This window comes from Frigoribacterium sp. PvP054 (genome assembly GCF_040547465.1).
Classification (GTDB): domain Bacteria; phylum Actinomycetota; class Actinomycetes; order Actinomycetales; family Microbacteriaceae; genus Frigoribacterium.
Genome location: NZ_JBEPPU010000005.1, coordinates 151,877 through 166,589 on the forward strand (window position 1 = coordinate 151,877; position 14,713 = coordinate 166,589).

21 protein-coding genes are annotated in these 14,713 nt (G+C 64.5%); 14 read left to right on the plus strand and 7 right to left on the minus strand.

The features are described from left to right. Positions 1 to 337: 337 nt before the first annotated feature. Positions 338 to 814 (plus strand): hypothetical protein, encoded by a 477-nt coding sequence (locus ABID81_RS09125; protein ID WP_354594485.1) that lies wholly within the window; start codon positions 338 to 340, stop codon positions 812 to 814. Between the two features lie 86 nt (positions 815 to 900). Next, on the plus strand, positions 901 to 1,128 hold the full coding sequence (locus ABID81_RS09130) for a hypothetical protein (protein WP_354594486.1): 228 nt from the start codon (positions 901 to 903) through the stop codon (positions 1,126 to 1,128). A 53-nt stretch (positions 1,129 to 1,181) separates the two neighbouring features. Here ABID81_RS09130 and ABID81_RS09135 read toward each other — a convergent pair whose 3' ends face one another. The 3 genes from ABID81_RS09135 to ABID81_RS09145 all read right to left on the minus strand — a co-directional run bounded on the left by ABID81_RS09135 (position 1,182) and on the right by ABID81_RS09145 (position 2,671). Continuing rightward, entirely contained in the window at positions 1,182 to 1,745 is a 564-nt protein-coding gene (locus ABID81_RS09135; protein WP_354594487.1) for a hypothetical protein, read from the minus strand. Between the two features lie 65 nt (positions 1,746 to 1,810). Beyond that, positions 1,811 to 2,062 carry a hypothetical protein gene (locus ABID81_RS09140; RefSeq protein ID WP_354594488.1) on the minus strand — a complete coding sequence of 84 codons (252 nt, stop codon included), beginning with the start codon at positions 2,060 to 2,062 and terminating at the stop codon, positions 1,811 to 1,813. Positions 2,063 to 2,431: 369 nt separating this feature from the next. Beyond that, a complete protein-coding gene (locus ABID81_RS09145) occupies positions 2,432 to 2,671 on the minus strand; it encodes a hypothetical protein (protein ID WP_354594489.1) in 240 nt (79 codons plus the stop codon). Positions 2,672 to 2,812: 141 nt separating this feature from the next. On the opposite strand from ABID81_RS09145, the gene ABID81_RS09150 reads away from it, so the two are divergent. Continuing rightward, on the plus strand, positions 2,813 to 3,043 hold the full coding sequence (locus tag ABID81_RS09150) for a hypothetical protein (RefSeq protein WP_354594490.1): 231 nt from the start codon (positions 2,813 to 2,815) through the stop codon (positions 3,041 to 3,043). Between the two features lie 22 nt (positions 3,044 to 3,065). Here the strand turns inward: ABID81_RS09150 and ABID81_RS09155 are convergent, their stop codons facing one another. Further along, positions 3,066 to 3,488 (minus strand): winged helix-turn-helix transcriptional regulator, encoded by a 423-nt coding sequence (locus tag ABID81_RS09155; RefSeq protein WP_354594491.1) that lies wholly within the window; start codon positions 3,486 to 3,488, stop codon positions 3,066 to 3,068. Between the two features lie 108 nt (positions 3,489 to 3,596). On the opposite strand from ABID81_RS09155, the gene ABID81_RS09160 reads away from it, so the two are divergent. From ABID81_RS09160 to ABID81_RS09175, 4 genes are all read left to right on the plus strand, one after another. Next, entirely contained in the window at positions 3,597 to 4,472 is an 876-nt protein-coding gene (locus ABID81_RS09160) for an oxidoreductase (protein ID WP_354594492.1), read from the plus strand. Positions 4,473 to 4,808: 336 nt separating this feature from the next. Further along, positions 4,809 to 5,021: a hypothetical protein gene (locus ABID81_RS09165; protein ID WP_354594493.1), complete on the plus strand. Its 213-nt coding sequence runs from the start codon at positions 4,809 to 4,811 to the stop codon at positions 5,019 to 5,021. 379 nt (positions 5,022 to 5,400) lie between these two features. After that, positions 5,401 to 5,799, plus strand: a complete 399-nt coding sequence (locus ABID81_RS09170; RefSeq protein WP_354594494.1) for a hypothetical protein — start codon at positions 5,401 to 5,403, stop codon at positions 5,797 to 5,799. After that, positions 5,799 to 6,359: a hypothetical protein gene (locus tag ABID81_RS09175; protein WP_354594495.1), complete on the plus strand. Its 561-nt coding sequence runs from the start codon at positions 5,799 to 5,801 to the stop codon at positions 6,357 to 6,359. Before ABID81_RS09170 ends, ABID81_RS09175 begins: the two co-directional genes overlap by 1 nt. Positions 6,360 to 6,491: 132 nt before the next feature. On the opposite strand, the gene ABID81_RS09180 is transcribed toward ABID81_RS09175, so the two are convergent. Continuing rightward, positions 6,492 to 7,265: a helix-turn-helix domain-containing protein gene (locus ABID81_RS09180; protein ID WP_354594496.1), complete on the minus strand. Its 774-nt coding sequence runs from the start codon at positions 7,263 to 7,265 to the stop codon at positions 6,492 to 6,494. A 188-nt stretch (positions 7,266 to 7,453) separates the two neighbouring features. Here ABID81_RS09180 and cynS point away from each other — a divergent pair, with 188 nt between their 5' ends. The 6 genes from cynS to ABID81_RS09210 all read left to right on the plus strand — a co-directional run bounded on the left by cynS (position 7,454) and on the right by ABID81_RS09210 (position 11,499). Next, positions 7,454 to 7,906, plus strand: a complete 453-nt coding sequence (gene cynS, locus ABID81_RS09185; RefSeq protein ID WP_054146748.1) for a cyanase — start codon at positions 7,454 to 7,456, stop codon at positions 7,904 to 7,906. A gap of 19 nt (positions 7,907 to 7,925) precedes the next feature. Beyond that, the gene (locus tag ABID81_RS09190) at positions 7,926 to 8,747 is read left to right on the plus strand and encodes a formate/nitrite transporter family protein (protein WP_354594497.1); all 822 of its coding nucleotides are present in this window, start codon (positions 7,926 to 7,928) and stop codon (positions 8,745 to 8,747) included. 850 nt (positions 8,748 to 9,597) lie between these two features. Then, positions 9,598 to 9,786, plus strand: coding sequence for a hypothetical protein (locus ABID81_RS09195; protein ID WP_354594498.1), 189 nt, complete (start codon positions 9,598 to 9,600; stop codon positions 9,784 to 9,786). A gap of 387 nt (positions 9,787 to 10,173) precedes the next feature. Continuing rightward, on the plus strand, positions 10,174 to 10,542 hold the full coding sequence (locus ABID81_RS09200; RefSeq protein WP_354594499.1) for a hypothetical protein: 369 nt from the start codon (positions 10,174 to 10,176) through the stop codon (positions 10,540 to 10,542). A 109-nt stretch (positions 10,543 to 10,651) separates the two neighbouring features. After that, positions 10,652 to 11,086: a hypothetical protein gene (locus tag ABID81_RS09205; RefSeq protein WP_354594500.1), complete on the plus strand. Its 435-nt coding sequence runs from the start codon at positions 10,652 to 10,654 to the stop codon at positions 11,084 to 11,086. Between the two features lie 65 nt (positions 11,087 to 11,151). Then, the gene (locus ABID81_RS09210) at positions 11,152 to 11,499 is read left to right on the plus strand and encodes a DUF6578 domain-containing protein (protein ID WP_354594501.1); all 348 of its coding nucleotides are present in this window, start codon (positions 11,152 to 11,154) and stop codon (positions 11,497 to 11,499) included. A gap of 154 nt (positions 11,500 to 11,653) precedes the next feature. Here ABID81_RS09210 and ABID81_RS09215 read toward each other — a convergent pair whose 3' ends face one another. After that, complete coding sequence (locus tag ABID81_RS09215) at positions 11,654 to 13,108, minus strand: MFS transporter (protein ID WP_354594502.1); 1,455 nt, start codon at positions 13,106 to 13,108, stop codon at positions 11,654 to 11,656. A 217-nt stretch (positions 13,109 to 13,325) separates the two neighbouring features. After that, entirely contained in the window at positions 13,326 to 14,210 is an 885-nt protein-coding gene (locus ABID81_RS09220) for an aldo/keto reductase (RefSeq protein WP_354594503.1), read from the minus strand. Positions 14,211 to 14,295: 85 nt separating this feature from the next. Between ABID81_RS09220 and ABID81_RS09225 the strand changes: the two genes are divergently transcribed. Continuing rightward, positions 14,296 to 14,688 carry a nuclear transport factor 2 family protein gene (locus ABID81_RS09225; RefSeq protein ID WP_354594504.1) on the plus strand — a complete coding sequence of 131 codons (393 nt, stop codon included), beginning with the start codon at positions 14,296 to 14,298 and terminating at the stop codon, positions 14,686 to 14,688. Positions 14,689 to 14,713 lie beyond the last annotated feature (25 nt).

Consider the following 14,713-nt stretch of genomic DNA (forward strand, 5'->3'; position numbering starts at 1 on the left):
GCCGGCAGCTGTGGCGACATGTGGCAGGGAACTGTCGCTGATGCCACGCCTCGGTCCGTCGGCGCGTCCGCAAAGCCCGCGGAAGAAACCGCTGAACATCGGACCGAGGAGCGCATGGAGTCGGCTGTCGCCGCACCGATGCCCATCTGTTGAGCTGCAGAGCACGTCGACGCGCTGCCCCACTGACCGACCCTCTGTCGGGCACGGAAGCAGACCACTTCGAGCTGCGCCCCTCCTGATGCTGCGCAGCTCGTGATCTCAGGAGGATTGACGCACCTGGTCGGGGCGATGCTCACGCCTGGGTGCAAGCCCTAGCCTCAGGGAAAAAGGAGTCCTCATGAGCGTTGCCGTGGAGCAGCTGGTGCGCGCCCCGCGATCGGATGTGCGCGTCTTGGTCGGCACGGGGGCGATGGTCGGGGCCGGATGTGCGTTGCTCCTGCCCATCTCATGGATGGTCGTCTGGGGTGCCTTCGCCGGACTCGACGGCGCTGGTATCGCGGAATGGGTCGTGATCTCACTCGTCTACGCACTCCCCGCTGCCGTGGTGTTCACCCTCATCGGAGCGGCTGCCGGATTCGCCAGCGCGTCGCTGTGGCGGCAGCGTCACCGCTGGGGCAGAGCGAGAAGCCAGGCATCAGCCGTATCGGCCACGGCGGCATTCGTCGGCGTACCAGCAGGCCTGGCCGTAGGCCTCCTCATCGGTGATCCTCTTTCCGGAACCACCGTCGGCCTCGTCGCCGCATCAGCTGCCGGCGTCACGGCCGGACTGTGCCTGCGCCGACTGGCACGGCGAGAGGCGCCGCCCGTTCGGTAGCCGGTCGGCTATCGGCCACCTGCCTCGTACTGCGGGGGGCGAAGCACATCCATGCTTGTCGTGAAGGCAAGACCTTCGACCGCCTCATGACCCACATCGAATCCACCCAAGGTGACCAGGTCACGCTCCCTGAGGACTACTTCGACCCACTCCCCGCCCCTGGCCTCTACAACGTCCTCGAGGACGCACCAGACCCCACCATCGGCCAGCTGACTGAATCGCTGGACAGCCTGCGCCGTGGCGACGACACGATCACCTACGAACTCGTGTGGCTCGGCGACGTCCTCAAGGCCGTCGGGCACCTCACCATCTGATCGCCCACTGCGGCATCGTCCATCGGGACGCTGCCGCCAGATCGTGTTCGGCCCTAGGGAACGTCTTCTCCGAATGCCAGGAGGGACCAGGGTTCCAGGCCGCGGGTCTCCAGGACCGCTTCAGGGAGCGCCCGGCGCGTGCCGAACTCGCGCGCTGAGTAGTCCAGCAGGTTCGTGCCGAAGACGATGACATCCGTCTGGACGACGGAGAAGACCGGGGCCCCTGGGCCGAACGGCGCGGCCGGCAGGTAACGGTGGCCGTACAGAGGTACGAGCTGCGGCCATGTGGTGACCTGTTGCTTCACGACCTCGAAGCGCGCCGCGACGGAGTCGGGGCGCGCACCCCACGACGCCGGCCAGAAGACGTTGTTCTCGACATCGAACAAGACGCCCTCGAAAGGTGCTCGGATCGCATCGCGGACACGCTTGTCTGCCCTCGCCCGCCAGTCGTACCAGCCATCAGCCACGGGAAGCGCGAGGGCGAGGAGCTCGCGGTGATCGGGGGCGAAACGGACGCCGTATCGGCGTTCAGCACGACGCAACTCAGCCTCGGAAAGCCCTGCCTCGAGGGCGACACGTCGTTCTTGAAGGAGCTCGACGACCTCGGCAGCAGACACGTCGTCAGCATAGATGCGACCTGTTCGACAGACGATCCCTCATCGGACGGCGCTCCCGACGAGAGCTACTGGGGAGGAGGAGGCGGAAACACGTCGGTGAAGGCGTACAGCACGATGAGCGTCGAGATGATGAGCATGCCGATCCCACCGACGATCATCAGTCCTGGCGACTGGGTCTGGGGGCCGATCCGGCGCCCCTGATCCTCGTAGGCCTTGCGTGCGGCGTCGGAGATGTGCTGGTGGAACACGATGAAGCAGACCCCACAGATCGCGAACAGGGGCGCGAAGACCACGGCGGCGCCCTGCAGCTCTGTCATCGCCTCATCCTGGCCGTGAACGAGCCCGCGGGTCCAGTCAGCTACGGACGCAGGACGATCCCCTATCGAGACAGGGTCCAAGCCTCTACCGCACGTTCAGGTACACGAGCAGGACGAGAGACACGCTGAACGCAGCTATGGCGACATGTAGGTAGACGCGTCTCGAGCCTTCGGGGTTCGCATTCCCCGAACGCTTGTGCACGCCCAGGTACACCGCGAGACCCATCATCCCGACCACAAGGCCGGCCCGGGGGAGGAAGTTCAAGAGGAATTCCACAGGCCCTCACTCTGCCGCGTGACTCTCCGAAAATTGAAGAACCCACCGCCTGACGATCCCCTGTCGGGAAGTAGGTGACTCGGGACCAGCTTTCACTCGTCGAGGGGCACCGAGGCATAAGCAAGCAAGCGCAGATAGCTGGAAAGCCTCAGAAGGAAGAGGAAGACGACTACCCCGATGGCAGCTCCGCCGAGGAGTATCCACGCTTGCGTAGCGAAGGCCATAACAACCATGAGTGCCGTCATCAGTCCGGTGCCGTACGCGCACAACAGGGCTATCTCGCGGGGAATCATGCCCCACACCTTCTGGTCCTCGAGGAGGGTGATGCTCATGGTCTCGTCCTTTGGTCGGGAGGGTCAAGTCTGTCCCGACACGCGCTCGAGGGCACCGACAGGCCGGATGACGATCGTCTAACGGACGCAGGCGTATGACTCGCTGGAACGCGCAACACGAGGGGTCTCTAGGGTGACGTCATGACGAAGAAGAGCTGGTGGTTACAAGCTGGCCCAGCCAAGCGATGCGCCAAGGCGGCCGTGTTCTGGGGCACCCTGGCAGCTTTCTCTCTCGTTCTTTCCCTAGTCGTAAGGGATGTGGCCTGGTGGGCTCAGCTAAGCCAGTCCGTGGCCACGCTTCTTCTCGCAGGTCTGGCACTTGCCTTCGGCCTGAGCTACCGAACGCACCGCGCAGTCGAGGCTGGCAGATAGAAATCGTTCGGCCAGCGATCCCCTATCGGGCGGCGTCGAACTGATCTTGGTGGGCTGTGACCTCGTCACGGTGGGCCTCGGACCATTCCTTCAACTGCCTGACCGTCGTGTGCAGAGAGAGGCCGAGCTCGGTGAGCTCGTACGTCACCGTGACCGGGACCGTCGCAGTCGCGGTCCGGGTGATCAAGCCATCCCGCTCGAGAGACCGCAACGTCTGGGACAGCATCTTCGGACTCACGCCCGCGAGGACCCGTCCGAGTTCGGAATACCGCATCGGCCTCGGGTCGCCGTCACACTCGGGGCCACTGCCCAGCGCAGACATCACCAGGGTCACCCACTTGCCGGCGACCTGCGCCAACAGTCGCTGACTCGGGCACACCGACAAGAACGCGTTGTAGCGCGCCTTCTCATCAGCCTTCTTCTCAGCAGCGGTCGCGGTCGCCATGGAACCTCCTCAGGTATCTACGCACTTTAAGGTAACTACTTCCTCCAAGAAAGTGCTTCGTTCAGAGTGAAAAACAACACGCAGTTCCACAAGCACGAGAGGCACCTGATGAGCACCAGCACCACCCCCGACCTGCCCGGCGGAACCTGGACCCTGGGCGACCACACAGTGACCCGCTTCGGGTACGGAGCCATGCAGCTCGCCGGCCCCTGGGTCGTCGGCCCCCCGAAGGACCATGACGCCGCCCTTGCAGTGCTGCGCTCCGCCGTGGCCGGCGGCATCACCCACATCGACACCGCCGAGACCTACGGGCCCCGCGTCGTGAACGAGCTGATTCGTGAAGCCCTGCATCCGTACGCCGACGACCTCGTCATCGCGACGAAGGCAGGCGGCCGCCGTGACGAGAACGGCGGGTGGCCCTCAGCCCGGAATCCCGACGAACTACGCGCCCAGATCGACGACAACCTCGAGACCCTCGGTGTCGACTCCCTCGACCTCGTGCACCTGCGCCTCGGCGACGCCGACGGTCCCGTCCAGGAGCGCATCGCCAAAGCGTTCGAGACGCTCGTCGATCTGCAGCAGCAGGGCGTGATCCGACACCTCGGCGTCAGCAACGCCACCGCGCAACAGGTTGAAGAAGCGCAGTCGATCGCACCCATCGTTTCGGTGCAGAACATGTACAACCTCGCCAGCCGCGGGGACGACACCCTCATCGACCGGCTCGCCGACGAGGGTGTCGCCTACATCCCGTTCTTCCCCCTCGGCGGGTTCACCCCGCTGCAGTCCGACGCCCTCTCGGGCGTCGCCGCCCGGCTCAACTCGACGCCCATGTCGGTCGCATTGGCTTGGCTGCTGCACCGGTCGCCGAACGTCCTCCTGATCCCCGGGACCTCCTCGGCGGACCACCTGAGCGAGAATATCGCCGGCGCCGCACTCCCCCTCGCCGAGGCGGACCTCCGCGAGCTCGACCGCATCTCGGGCTGACCATCGGTGCCGCCTGGTGAAACAAAAGGCAATATCCCGCCAGGCGTGCCCCGGTGAACGGCAAACGATCCCTTATCGGGACACCCGCACGCAGGCAATGAGAACGTACGAGCCCACGAGAAACTGCTCACCTATAGTCAGCTCATGCTTCTCTGGCCTGTACCCCGGAAGGACCTTGCTCTACCAGAAGGTGTGGGCCCCGAACTCTTCCGCATGTTTCACTCGACCTACCCATCGAAAAGCGTCGGTTGGTTGTCTGTCAGCCCGCGCTGGGAATGGGACCTTCAGGGTCCGTGGTGGAACCGCAGCTGGGGGTCACCACGGGTCGTTGGAGACATGTCGATCGATTACACCGTGGACACGCGCCTCATCTACCCCGATGACCCCGAGGTGTGGACTTTCGTCAGCAGCGCCTGGCCACTTGAACCAGATGACCTCGAAATGCTCAAGAAAGGAACTCTGGAAAAGAGCGACGCAACCTTCAGTGTTGAACTCGTCGATCCCCAGGTCGAGAGCGACATTTGGTCGGACCACTGGTACGTCCCCTGAGACTTAGAAATCCTGACCTCGACCGCTTTCTACCGTTCAGTTGTGGCGGCCAAAACAGGGAGAAAACCCGCCCGGGTACTAGAGATGCCACGGACAGCGCCGTCGAAGCGTAGTTCTACCTCGACTCCTGACCTCGACCACTAGCAGGGCCCCAAAGAACGACGCCCTATCGGGCGCCGTAGCAACTCGTCTAGATGCTTCGCGGCATACGTTGTCGCCTGGTGAACGACTGGGGCCTCCAGGCGCTCGTGCTTCAAGTCTCGGTATGAGTCCGTGAGTCCACGTCGGACATGGCGGTCTTCGAGGGGCGGAGGACGCTCATGGCAGGATGCTGCTGGCGACGGGGACCGACGGACCGCCGTGTCAGGAGGGAGCGACCATGACGGACAGCTATGAGCCGATGACCATGCAGGACTTGTTGCGCCGAATCCCCGTGGCGAACCGCCCCACGGTGTCCCGCATCCTCGAGGGCATCCCCATTGCCGCTTTTACTCTTGCTGGGTCCTACGTCCGAGCAGATCGCGCCGACGGTAAACCGCCGCTGCGCATTGCGTCCGGTTGGGTCAACGGCTTCATCAACCGAGATGAAGCAGTCGTAGTCGGCGGTCCTGGGCTCGAATACTGGGCCAGCAACGAGCGTGCTCCGTTGTGGGGTGTATGGATGCCAGAGAACAGCGCACGCGACGGCAACAGCATCAGCCGACATCGCCTCGAACAGCAACAGTGCCCGAACTGCGGCGAACTGATGCCGCTGACGAACGTCTGCGACTTCTGCTGATGAGCGCAACAGCTGCCGCCGCCGGACACCCACAGGTGGGTAGCCTTCACAAGAACGGCGACCGTATGTTCGGTATTGCTGGACCGTATTCACGAGACCTTGCTGCCCGCGGCACCCCGAAGCTTTCCAGCCTGCACAAGCAGGCCGTCACCCCGCTCATGAGTGACGTCCGCATTGGAGACCAGCTCCGCGTCGAGTGGGACGGCACGAAACACTGGTGGGCATCCTCCGACGCTGGCGTCATCGGCCGGCTCTCCTGGTTCAAGAGCATGCAAGACCAGGTCGCGAACCTCACCGCTAATGCCCGAAACCCCTACGACTTCGACAATGGCGTCCTGCACGTGCAAACCGTAACTATCGACGACGGCGGCATCGTCGTCGATTGTGGTGGCTACGTCGTGCCTGACGGGCACGACCCGGTTCAGTGGAACGCTCACTCAGAACCGCAGCCGCCGAGACAACATAAAACCCCCGTCCCGGCCCCGGAACCGACGCGGTCCGTAACTCCCGCCGAAGCGCAGCCGGCCAGGTCGTTCCTCAAGAGATTCCTAGGCCGCTGATTCGCGACCTGCGAGGCCGGATTGTTAGTTGCAGCGTGTCCAGCGGACCCGCGCTCGGCCTACCGTGCCAACGCACCCATCCGTCCGTCAGCCGATCGTCTATCGGGACGCTGCGTCGCGTTTGGGGTTGGATCAGCCCGACAGCGGTGGCGATGGTAGTTCGTTGACGCGCAATGTACGGCTAGGAGGGAAGCCGAAGTGCTGCCGATACGCACGGGCGAACGTGCTGGCGTCGAGGAACCCGGACTCGTGGCAGGCCATTTGCACTGTCATCCCGCGCTCGAGAAGATATCGAGCATGATCCAGCCGTCGTCGACGAATTTCCGCGGCCGGTGACCGACCTCTCGCGGCGAAGATGACCTGAACCGATCGGACCGACAAGTGGGCAGCGTCAGCTAGTGACGCGGTCGAGAACGACGGATCGACGAAGCGCTCATCTATTACCTGGCTTAACTCGCGGTGAAGCCGCGTGTGGGACCCAGCCGTCGACATCTGACGGACCAGCGGGCGGTGGCTGTTCATCGTCTCGTGGTGCCGGCGGTGCGGCTGCGCGAAGGTCAGGAGTACGTGCCCGGACGTGCCGACGGGCTTGGTCGTCCAGCACACCTCCCGGACGTCGCCCGCGAGCGTGACGAACCACTCAGCTGAGGCCTTCGCGCTGCCTAGGCTGATGATTGGGCACTCGTGAGACGGGTACGGCGAACCATCCGGACGGTGTCTGTGCAGCAGGTCGTGGCTTGGCCCGCCCTGCAGGTCAGCGCCTCGGCGGTGCCCGAGGAAGCGGGCCGCGGAGTCGTTAGCCAGCGACAACAGGCCTTTCTCATCGATGACCCACAGCGGTACGGGCGCATCTTGAACGACCGCCGCGAGGAGCGTCACGTCGTTCATCATCTCGCCGCCAGCCATGAGGGCCTCCCGAACTTCACGCTAAGCGAGGACACATGAACGCCGATTGCGGCGTTATTTCAAGCATGTAAAAGCTGCCCCGGTCTGCGCGATCTGCCGGGTCAACTTCGCGGAAAGCCTGTCCGCCAAGACTTGCGACCTCGACAGTGATCTGGCGAGATTCGATCGCTTATCCGAAGGAGACCGACATGACCGCATGGAACGACAGACGCGACGAGGCAACGAGCACAGTCAGGAAGGCTGCCGCGACGTCCGGTCGAACGTGGGCCGAGCTCGCCCACGAACTCGACCGCCCACTCCTCTGGACGATCGCCGCGCTGCTCGGCTCTCACGCCCTCCCCAAGGAGCTGGCAGCGAAGGCCGGCGAGCTGCTCGACCTGGACGAGGAGACCGTAGCCGCGCTGCAGGAACAGCCATACCGAGTGATGGGCGACGAACTCAAGTCCGACCCCACGATCTACCGCTTCTACGAACTTCTCGGTGTCTACGGCCCGGCCCTCAAGGAAGCCATCCACGAAGAATTCGGTGACGGAATCATGAGCGCGATCAACTGCAACATCGAACTCGCTCGCCGCGCAGACCCCGAGGGCGACCGTGTTCGGATCGTCATCGACGGCAAGTTCCTGAAGTACCAGTGGTGACGGCGGAGAGAACATACTCATGACGTACATCGCCCCTAAAGACTTCGCGGCCCGCATGATCGACGCCGGCCACGCCAAAGCCTTGCTCTCAACCCGAGACACTCTCATCCGCAGCTACATGGCCGGGGCGATCCTGGCTCTCGCGGCAGTCTTCGCCGTCACCATCAGCGTGCAAACCGGCTCCCCCTTGCTGGGCGCAGTCCTGTTCCCCGTCGGGTTCTCCCTTTTGTATCTGATGGGCTTCGACCTGCTCACCGGGGTCTTCACCCTGGTTCCTCTCGCTTGGCTCGACAAACGACCCGGCGTGACCCTCGGTGCGGTCCTGCGAAACTGGGGGCTCGTTTTCCTAGGCAACTTCGCCGGCGCCCTCACCACAGCACTTCTCATGGCAATCGTCTTCACCTTCGGCTTCTCCTCCGACGTCAGCGAGGTCGGACAAGCGATCGGACACATCGGCGAAGGCCGGACCCTGGGCTACGCAGAACACGGGGTTGCCGGGATGCTCACTCTCTTTGTCCGCGGGGTCCTGTGCAACTGGATGGTCTCCACCGGGGTCGTCGGCGCCATGATGTCCGACAGCCTCCCCGGCAAAGTCATCGCCATGTGGATGCCGATCATGCTCTTCTTCTACATGGGCTTCGAGCACTCGGTGGTCAACATGTTCCTCTTCCCCATCGGACTCATGCTCGGCGGCAACTTCACGCTCGGCGACTACCTCGTGTGGAACGAGATCCCGACCGTTCTCGGCAACCTCGTCGGCGGGCTGACCTTCGTCGGCCTCGTCATCTACGCCACCCACGCAAAGACCGCCCCCGCAAGGCAACTCAAGGTCAAGGCCTGAGCCGGCGACCACGGGTGCGCCTCTCGCGAGGGGCGCACCCGGCCATGCCGACCTACAGTGACCGCTGGCCGATCGTCTATCGGGACAGTCAATCGTTCCCGGCGCGGCACATCAGTCCGAGCGCTCCTGCTATCCGCCGGCAACGCTCGATGCACTGATCACGATTGGTGATCCTGCGGCAGCACATGCCTCACTGATCGCCTGGCGGGCAGCGTCATAGTTGCCCGCAGTTGGGTCAAGGGCCGCAGCTCCCCGGGCGAGAGTTGATAGCTGTTCGAGGGCGGCCGAGATCTCTGGGTCATCCGAATCCAAGTTGGCGAGGGGCTCAGTCGCACCCTCGAGACGCGCGTGGAAGCCGCCCTCGTCCAACGTCCCTGCGTCGCGTTCGATGAGGGCGTTGGAGATGACGCTGACGTACGCGGTGACCTGGCCACACGTGTTTGAGGCACTGAGGTCAGGGTCGGGGAACGGGTCGGTTGCTGGGTCTGTGACGGTCTCATTGCTGGTCGGAGCGGAAGTAGGAGCGGAGCCGTTGCTTTCCCTCGCATCCGTGGCTGTGCAACCAGTAAGCGTTGCCACGCAAACCAGAAGCGCGAGAACGCGCGTGCCCCGTGCCTTTAGCGCCGTCATAACAGACCCCCGTCGTCGGTTCAGAGACAGCGTATGGGCTTCACCGCGCGTCGAGCACTCACCCGTTCGGTTCAGGCCGGTGCTGTGTTCCACCCATAATCCGCGAGTGACGTTGCCAACGAAAAGTGGTTTCGTCGGAGTTATGTCACGTTGACCAAGCCTGGTCGGTGCTCCACAGTGATGACCTATGAGCCGATTCGTCTCCAGGTCAGCTATTCGCATGGCCAGCGCCGGCGCTGTGGTCCTCGCCCTCACCGCCGCGTGCACGAGCTGCGCTGCCTCGATCGATCACACCGTCAAGGGCAAGATCGAAGAGCGTGCGGAACAGGTGCGGAGCTACCTGGAGTACATCGGCGATAACCCCACGGGAGACTCAGTCGAGCATCGAATACGAGCGGGCGAGCTGTAGACGGATCTCGCGCTCGACGGCGCCGAACCGGCCAGCGACTCTCCCCTCGGTCCTCCCACAAGCGTCGTTTACGACCTGAGCACCGACGAGCAGGAGGTCGTGGCGGTGTCCTTCCTCATAGCCGATCAAAGCACCGACAGTGTTGGCCTATATGGCTCAGAAACCCGCGCCCTCATAGCTTGCATGACTCTCACCGCGAACTCTGACGGTCGAATTCGGGGCAGCTCGGCCGAGTGCCCCGACTACGTCGACAACCTCTACAGCGCCTACCGCCAAGTGGCCATGAAGCCCTAGACCCAGGAACTCAAAGCGATCACTTCCGATATCGGATGGTCTAGCGGGCACCCCGTAACTGACTTAGTAGCTCTGCTTCCGCTAGAAAGAGTGATGCCTCTTGATCCCGTCCAGCAAGATTTTGACCTTAAGAGCACCATCGCTCCGGACGACTTGGCCGGCCGTGTCTTCGATCACTTTCACGGCGCCTCTCGCCAGGTCGCGACGAACGGTCGCGTCGGCAGCGTGAACCTAGGATCTCGGCTTGCCTATCGAGCCTTCGGCGCCCTCATGAAAGCTGGCAGGAAGCGGCTGCCCATGATCGTGAACTGGTCGATCACAGAAGATGGGGCCGGTAGTCAGGTACACGTCTCACTGAAGAGCGACGAAGGCGACTACGCCTTCGCCACGCGATGGCACTATCAAGCGTACGAGGCGCGATTTGCTCAACTCGAGACAGATTTTCGACGCCGCTTTGCTTAGCAAGCTCCGTCCGGAATTCGATCCCCTATCGGGCGGGTCTAGTACGACTGCTGTCAGGACACTGCGACGTGACCAGTGGGGTGAGACCTCGCCCTGCCATGATGTTGGCGTGCCGAAGGACTACGAGATCGAGGTCGCCCTGCAGAAGGTCCTGCAGCGATACCGGTCGACCGGCCCCGCACTGACCTATCTCGACTACGAGATCCTTGATCTTCGCCCTGGCACGGGGAGCGTGGATTTCGAGCTGCAGCAACGAGATGGTCACTCAGCACGCTTGGTGATCCAGCACCCCTCCAGCGGCGCGCCTCAGTTCTGGCTCTTCGCAACACCAGCGGACGCCGACGACTGGGTCGGTCAACTACTCCTCTGGATCGACGAGGAAGTCTTCACGAGCGGCCTGATGGAAGGGCGTGCCCGAGTAGAGCATGACGGAGACAGCTACGTGCAGGCAGCCCCCTACGGCTGGCGGCTCGACGATCCCGGAGAACACGAGCGCCTCATGGAAGCAGCCGGCCCCAAAGGCTGGTACAGCGGCCTGAGATGACGACCCACGGTCAGAACCGGGCACGACATCACTGCCCACGAAGCCCAAGCCCTCAAGGAGCACCCATGAACATCACGGTTGAGATCGGCGACTGGGAGCACGAGTGCTGCGGTGAGGCCATCGAGCGCAACGACATGGTCGACCTGGGCTGCAGCCGGTTCCAAGACGCCGGCGGACAGGTGCGGTTGATCGAGACCCACCACGACTCCCGCCCTGAAACCCACATCCGCGGGCGGGTCGTCGACATCCTCGTCCTCGCCGACGATGGTTCGACGACGCCGATCCTCCGACTCCCCAGCGGGGCAGCACTGCGAGGCTTCGACAACGAAGACGACGGACACCTCGAGTCTCCTTGGACAGGTGAGCTCGTCAAGGAGGAAAGCAACCACTTCCTCATCGTGGTGAAGCGGTAGACGATCGTCTAACGGGCGCTCGGTCCGTGGTCTTCCCAGAACCCCGGACCGGTTCAAACCTCGTTTCGAACCGGTCGCCGTTTCCGGTCCGCCAGTCTGGCCCTCAGGCGGGCACGCCCGGAATCGATCGTTTCTGACTGCCCGGGAGGGATCGCTAAGCGGAGATGCCTCGTCGCGTTGACACGAGGAGGGCTCCGCCGGCAAGGACTACGACTCCGGCGGTGAGGAACAGGGTTTGCACGCTCGTGGCGTCGAGGAGGATGCCGCCGATGGCTGCGCCTCCTGCGATGGCGAGCTGGAATGTGAAGACGAAGAGCCCGCCGGCTGCCTCAATGCGTCGCGGTTCCGCGCGAGAGATCCAGGTCTGCGACATGGTCGGATTGGCGCCGAAGCCGATGCCCCAAATGGTGGCAGCGATGAAGACGAGGGCGGGCGATCCGATCGCGAACGAGAAACCGATGATCGAGAGTCCGATCACGAGGGGAACGGCGACCATCGCGACGCCGAGGCGGCGGTCCGCGACGAACCCGACCAGGACGTTGCCGATCAGGCCGCCGACGCCGTAGAGGGCGAGGAGGAGGGCGACGGACGCTGCGGTGATGCCGGGGGTGGCCTCGGCTGCGGTGCGGACGAAGGTGTAGCTGCCGAAGTGGCCGCCCACGAGGAGCGCGAGGCCGATGAGGCCGACGATCATGACCCGCGAGTGGAGAGCGTCGAGCAGCTGTCGGAGACCGCCGGCGGTCGCGGCGGGGACGCGCGGGACGAGGAAAGCGAAGATGACGAGGGCGACTGCTGTTGCGGCTGCCACGGCGAGGAACACCGTTCGCCATCCGGCGATCGAACTGATCAGGGCGCCCAGCGGGACGGCGGCGACCGTGGCACCGGAGACGCCGATGTTGACGATCATCATGGCGCGGCCGAGGCGGTGCGCGGGGACAAGGGAAGCTGCGACGGCGAGGGCCATGGCCCAGGTACCCGCGACGGCGGCGCCCAGCGCGAGGCGGGCAACAACGACGAGGGCGTAGCTGGGTGCGGCGGCGGTGAGCAGGTTCGACACGAGCGCGAGGGCGAGCAGCCCGACGATCAACACCTTGCGGTCAAGCTTAGGGAACAGCAGTGCTGTACCGGGCCCAGCGATCATGCCCATGACGGCGGTGGCCGTGACCACTTGCCCGGCGAGGCCCTCGGTGATGCCGAAGTCCCTGGCCATGAGTGGCAGAAGGCTGGCGGGCAGAAATTCGCTGGTGACGAGTACGAAGATGGCGAGCATGAGCGCGACGACAGCGGCCCATGCGTGTCGAGGTACGGCCTCTGTGTCGGGGCGTATCTGAGGGACGGATGCTGTGCTGGTCATGCGGGGGCTCCTGCGATCGGATGGCGAGGGAAGACGGATTCGTCGGACATCGTCGGCCGGGGAGACGCAGGTGCGAGAGATGCCGCAGGCTGCTGCGTCATCGCCGTGAACGACGCTACGACCACCCGATGAAGAAAGGGAGGCACGGACAGGCCCCCCTTTGCGCAAGGCGCCGATATCGCCAGCCCCGACGGCCTGGTCGTGCCCGTCGGCGAGGAAGAGAGCGCTGGTTCCTCTCTCAGGCGCGCCGAGCATGGGTACCGTGGCCGGATGAGCATCAGTGACGAGATCCGGGAGTTCCTGACGTCACGTCGAGCCCGCGTTCGTTCCGACAGCGCCGGGTTTACCGGCAGGTAGATCCCGTCAGAGATACGGCAACGCAACAGGCCCCCGGCAACCGCCAGGGGCCTGTTGCGTACCGGCAGGCCGCGGCTCGCGAGCCGGGGCGGACGTCGCCGGACGCGCCCCGTTGTCAGTCTTCGGGAATCGTGAACTGACCAGGGGGGCGGACCTCGTCGGGGTCGGGCCCGCCCCGCACGCCGAGGTCGAGCGCGTCGATGGCGGCGAGCTGCTTGGGGGTCAGCTCGAAGTCGAACACGTCGAAGTTCTCGGCGATGCGCTGGGGCTTGACCGATTTCGGGATCGCACTCCGCCCCTCCTGCAGGTGCCAGCGGAGCATGACCTGGGCGTTCGTCTTGCCGTGCTCGGCGCCGATGCCGGCGATCACCGGGTCGCTGAGCGGGTTGCGCGACGACCCGTCGCTCCAGCCGGGGTAGAAGGTGATGCCGCCGATCGGCGACCAGGCCTGGGTGACGGTGCCCTGGGCGGTGTCGGCCGCCTCGTTCTCCTTCTGGGCGAAGTAGGGGTGCAGCTCGATCTGGTTGACGGCCGGCACGATCGTGCTGCCCTCGGCCAGGCGGGCGAGGTGCGTGGGGGTGAAGTTGCTGACGCCGATCGACCGCACCCGGCCGTCGGCCAGCAGCCTCTCGAGCGCGCGGTACGCCTCGAGCGTGACATCGAACTGCCACGGAGCGGGCTGGTGCAGGATCAGCAGGTCGAGCGTCTCGACGCCGAGCTTGCGGGTGCTGATGTCGAAGGCGTGCAGGGTCTCGTCGTAGCCGTACTGGCTGATCCAGACCTTGGTCTCGATGAAGATCTCGTCGCGATCAACGCCGGAGGCGCGGATGCCCTCGCCGACCTGGCGTTCGTTCATGTAGGCGGCGGCGGTGTCGATGTGGCGGTACCCGGTGCGGAGCGCCGCCTCGACGGCCGCCGCGGTCTCGTCGGCGGAGCTCTGGAAGACGCCGAGCCCGAGTGCGGGCATGCGGACGCCGTTGTTCAAGGTGATGAAGTCCATGGCCTGACCGTACGACCCGTGCATGGAGGGAGGGAGGTCCTGGTGTCACCTGTCACCCGTCCGGCCGCCAGAGCACCCTGGTCTCATGAACACGGACATCCACGATGACTCCCTCGAGTCGAAGGACCTGATCCTTGCGGCCCGTGGGCAGATGGACGAGAGCATGATCGCCGCCGACGCCGAGCACCTCGAAGCCCTCCTCGGGGAGGGCTTTTCGTTGACGCACATGACTGGTTACGTGCAGCCGAAGGCGGAGTGGCTGGATGAGATCCGCAGGGGTTCGATGCGGTACCACTCGATCCGGCGAAGCTCATCGTCGGTCGATGTCGACGGAGCACGCGCAGTCGTGATCACCCGGGACATCGTCGACGCCACCATCTGGGGCAGCCGGGCGAACTGGAGGCTGCAGATGACAACGTCCCTGTCGCGTCAGGACAACAGCTGGGTGCCGACCAGGTCGGTTGCGACGACGTGGTGACCAAGAGGGGTTTTGCGAGTACCGG

What these genes read in the sequence shown, in the direction of transcription:
- ABID81_RS09125 (WP_354594485.1), top strand. Translation starts at nt 338, where the DNA reads ATGAGCGTTGCCGTGGAGCAGCTGGTGCGCGCCCCGCGATCGGATGTG.
- ABID81_RS09130 (WP_354594486.1), top strand. Translation starts at nt 901, where the DNA reads ATGACCCACATCGAATCCACCCAAGGTGACCAGGTCACGCTCCCTGAG.
- ABID81_RS09140 (WP_354594488.1), bottom strand. Translation starts at nt 2,062, where the DNA reads ATGACAGAGCTGCAGGGCGCCGCCGTGGTCTTCGCGCCCCTGTTCGCG.
- ABID81_RS09145 (WP_354594489.1), bottom strand. Translation starts at nt 2,671, where the DNA reads ATGAGCATCACCCTCCTCGAGGACCAGAAGGTGTGGGGCATGATTCCC.
- ABID81_RS09150 (WP_354594490.1), top strand. Translation starts at nt 2,813, where the DNA reads ATGACGAAGAAGAGCTGGTGGTTACAAGCTGGCCCAGCCAAGCGATGC.
- ABID81_RS09155 (WP_354594491.1), bottom strand. Translation starts at nt 3,488, where the DNA reads ATGGCGACCGCGACCGCTGCTGAGAAGAAGGCTGATGAGAAGGCGCGC.
- ABID81_RS09160 (WP_354594492.1), top strand. Translation starts at nt 3,597, where the DNA reads ATGAGCACCAGCACCACCCCCGACCTGCCCGGCGGAACCTGGACCCTG.
- ABID81_RS09165 (WP_354594493.1), top strand. Translation starts at nt 4,809, where the DNA reads ATGTCGATCGATTACACCGTGGACACGCGCCTCATCTACCCCGATGAC.
- ABID81_RS09170 (WP_354594494.1), top strand. Translation starts at nt 5,401, where the DNA reads ATGACGGACAGCTATGAGCCGATGACCATGCAGGACTTGTTGCGCCGA.
- ABID81_RS09175 (WP_354594495.1), top strand. Translation starts at nt 5,799, where the DNA reads ATGAGCGCAACAGCTGCCGCCGCCGGACACCCACAGGTGGGTAGCCTT.
- ABID81_RS09180 (WP_354594496.1), bottom strand. Translation starts at nt 7,265, where the DNA reads ATGGCTGGCGGCGAGATGATGAACGACGTGACGCTCCTCGCGGCGGTC.
- cynS (WP_054146748.1), top strand. Translation starts at nt 7,454, where the DNA reads ATGACCGCATGGAACGACAGACGCGACGAGGCAACGAGCACAGTCAGG.
- ABID81_RS09190 (WP_354594497.1), top strand. Translation starts at nt 7,926, where the DNA reads ATGACGTACATCGCCCCTAAAGACTTCGCGGCCCGCATGATCGACGCC.
- ABID81_RS09195 (WP_354594498.1), top strand. Translation starts at nt 9,598, where the DNA reads ATGGCCAGCGCCGGCGCTGTGGTCCTCGCCCTCACCGCCGCGTGCACG.
- ABID81_RS09200 (WP_354594499.1), top strand. Translation starts at nt 10,174, where the DNA reads ATGCCTCTTGATCCCGTCCAGCAAGATTTTGACCTTAAGAGCACCATC.
- ABID81_RS09210 (WP_354594501.1), top strand. Translation starts at nt 11,152, where the DNA reads ATGAACATCACGGTTGAGATCGGCGACTGGGAGCACGAGTGCTGCGGT.
- ABID81_RS09215 (WP_354594502.1), bottom strand. Translation starts at nt 13,108, where the DNA reads ATGCTCGGCGCGCCTGAGAGAGGAACCAGCGCTCTCTTCCTCGCCGAC.
- ABID81_RS09220 (WP_354594503.1), bottom strand. Translation starts at nt 14,210, where the DNA reads ATGGACTTCATCACCTTGAACAACGGCGTCCGCATGCCCGCACTCGGG.
- ABID81_RS09225 (WP_354594504.1), top strand. Translation starts at nt 14,296, where the DNA reads ATGAACACGGACATCCACGATGACTCCCTCGAGTCGAAGGACCTGATC.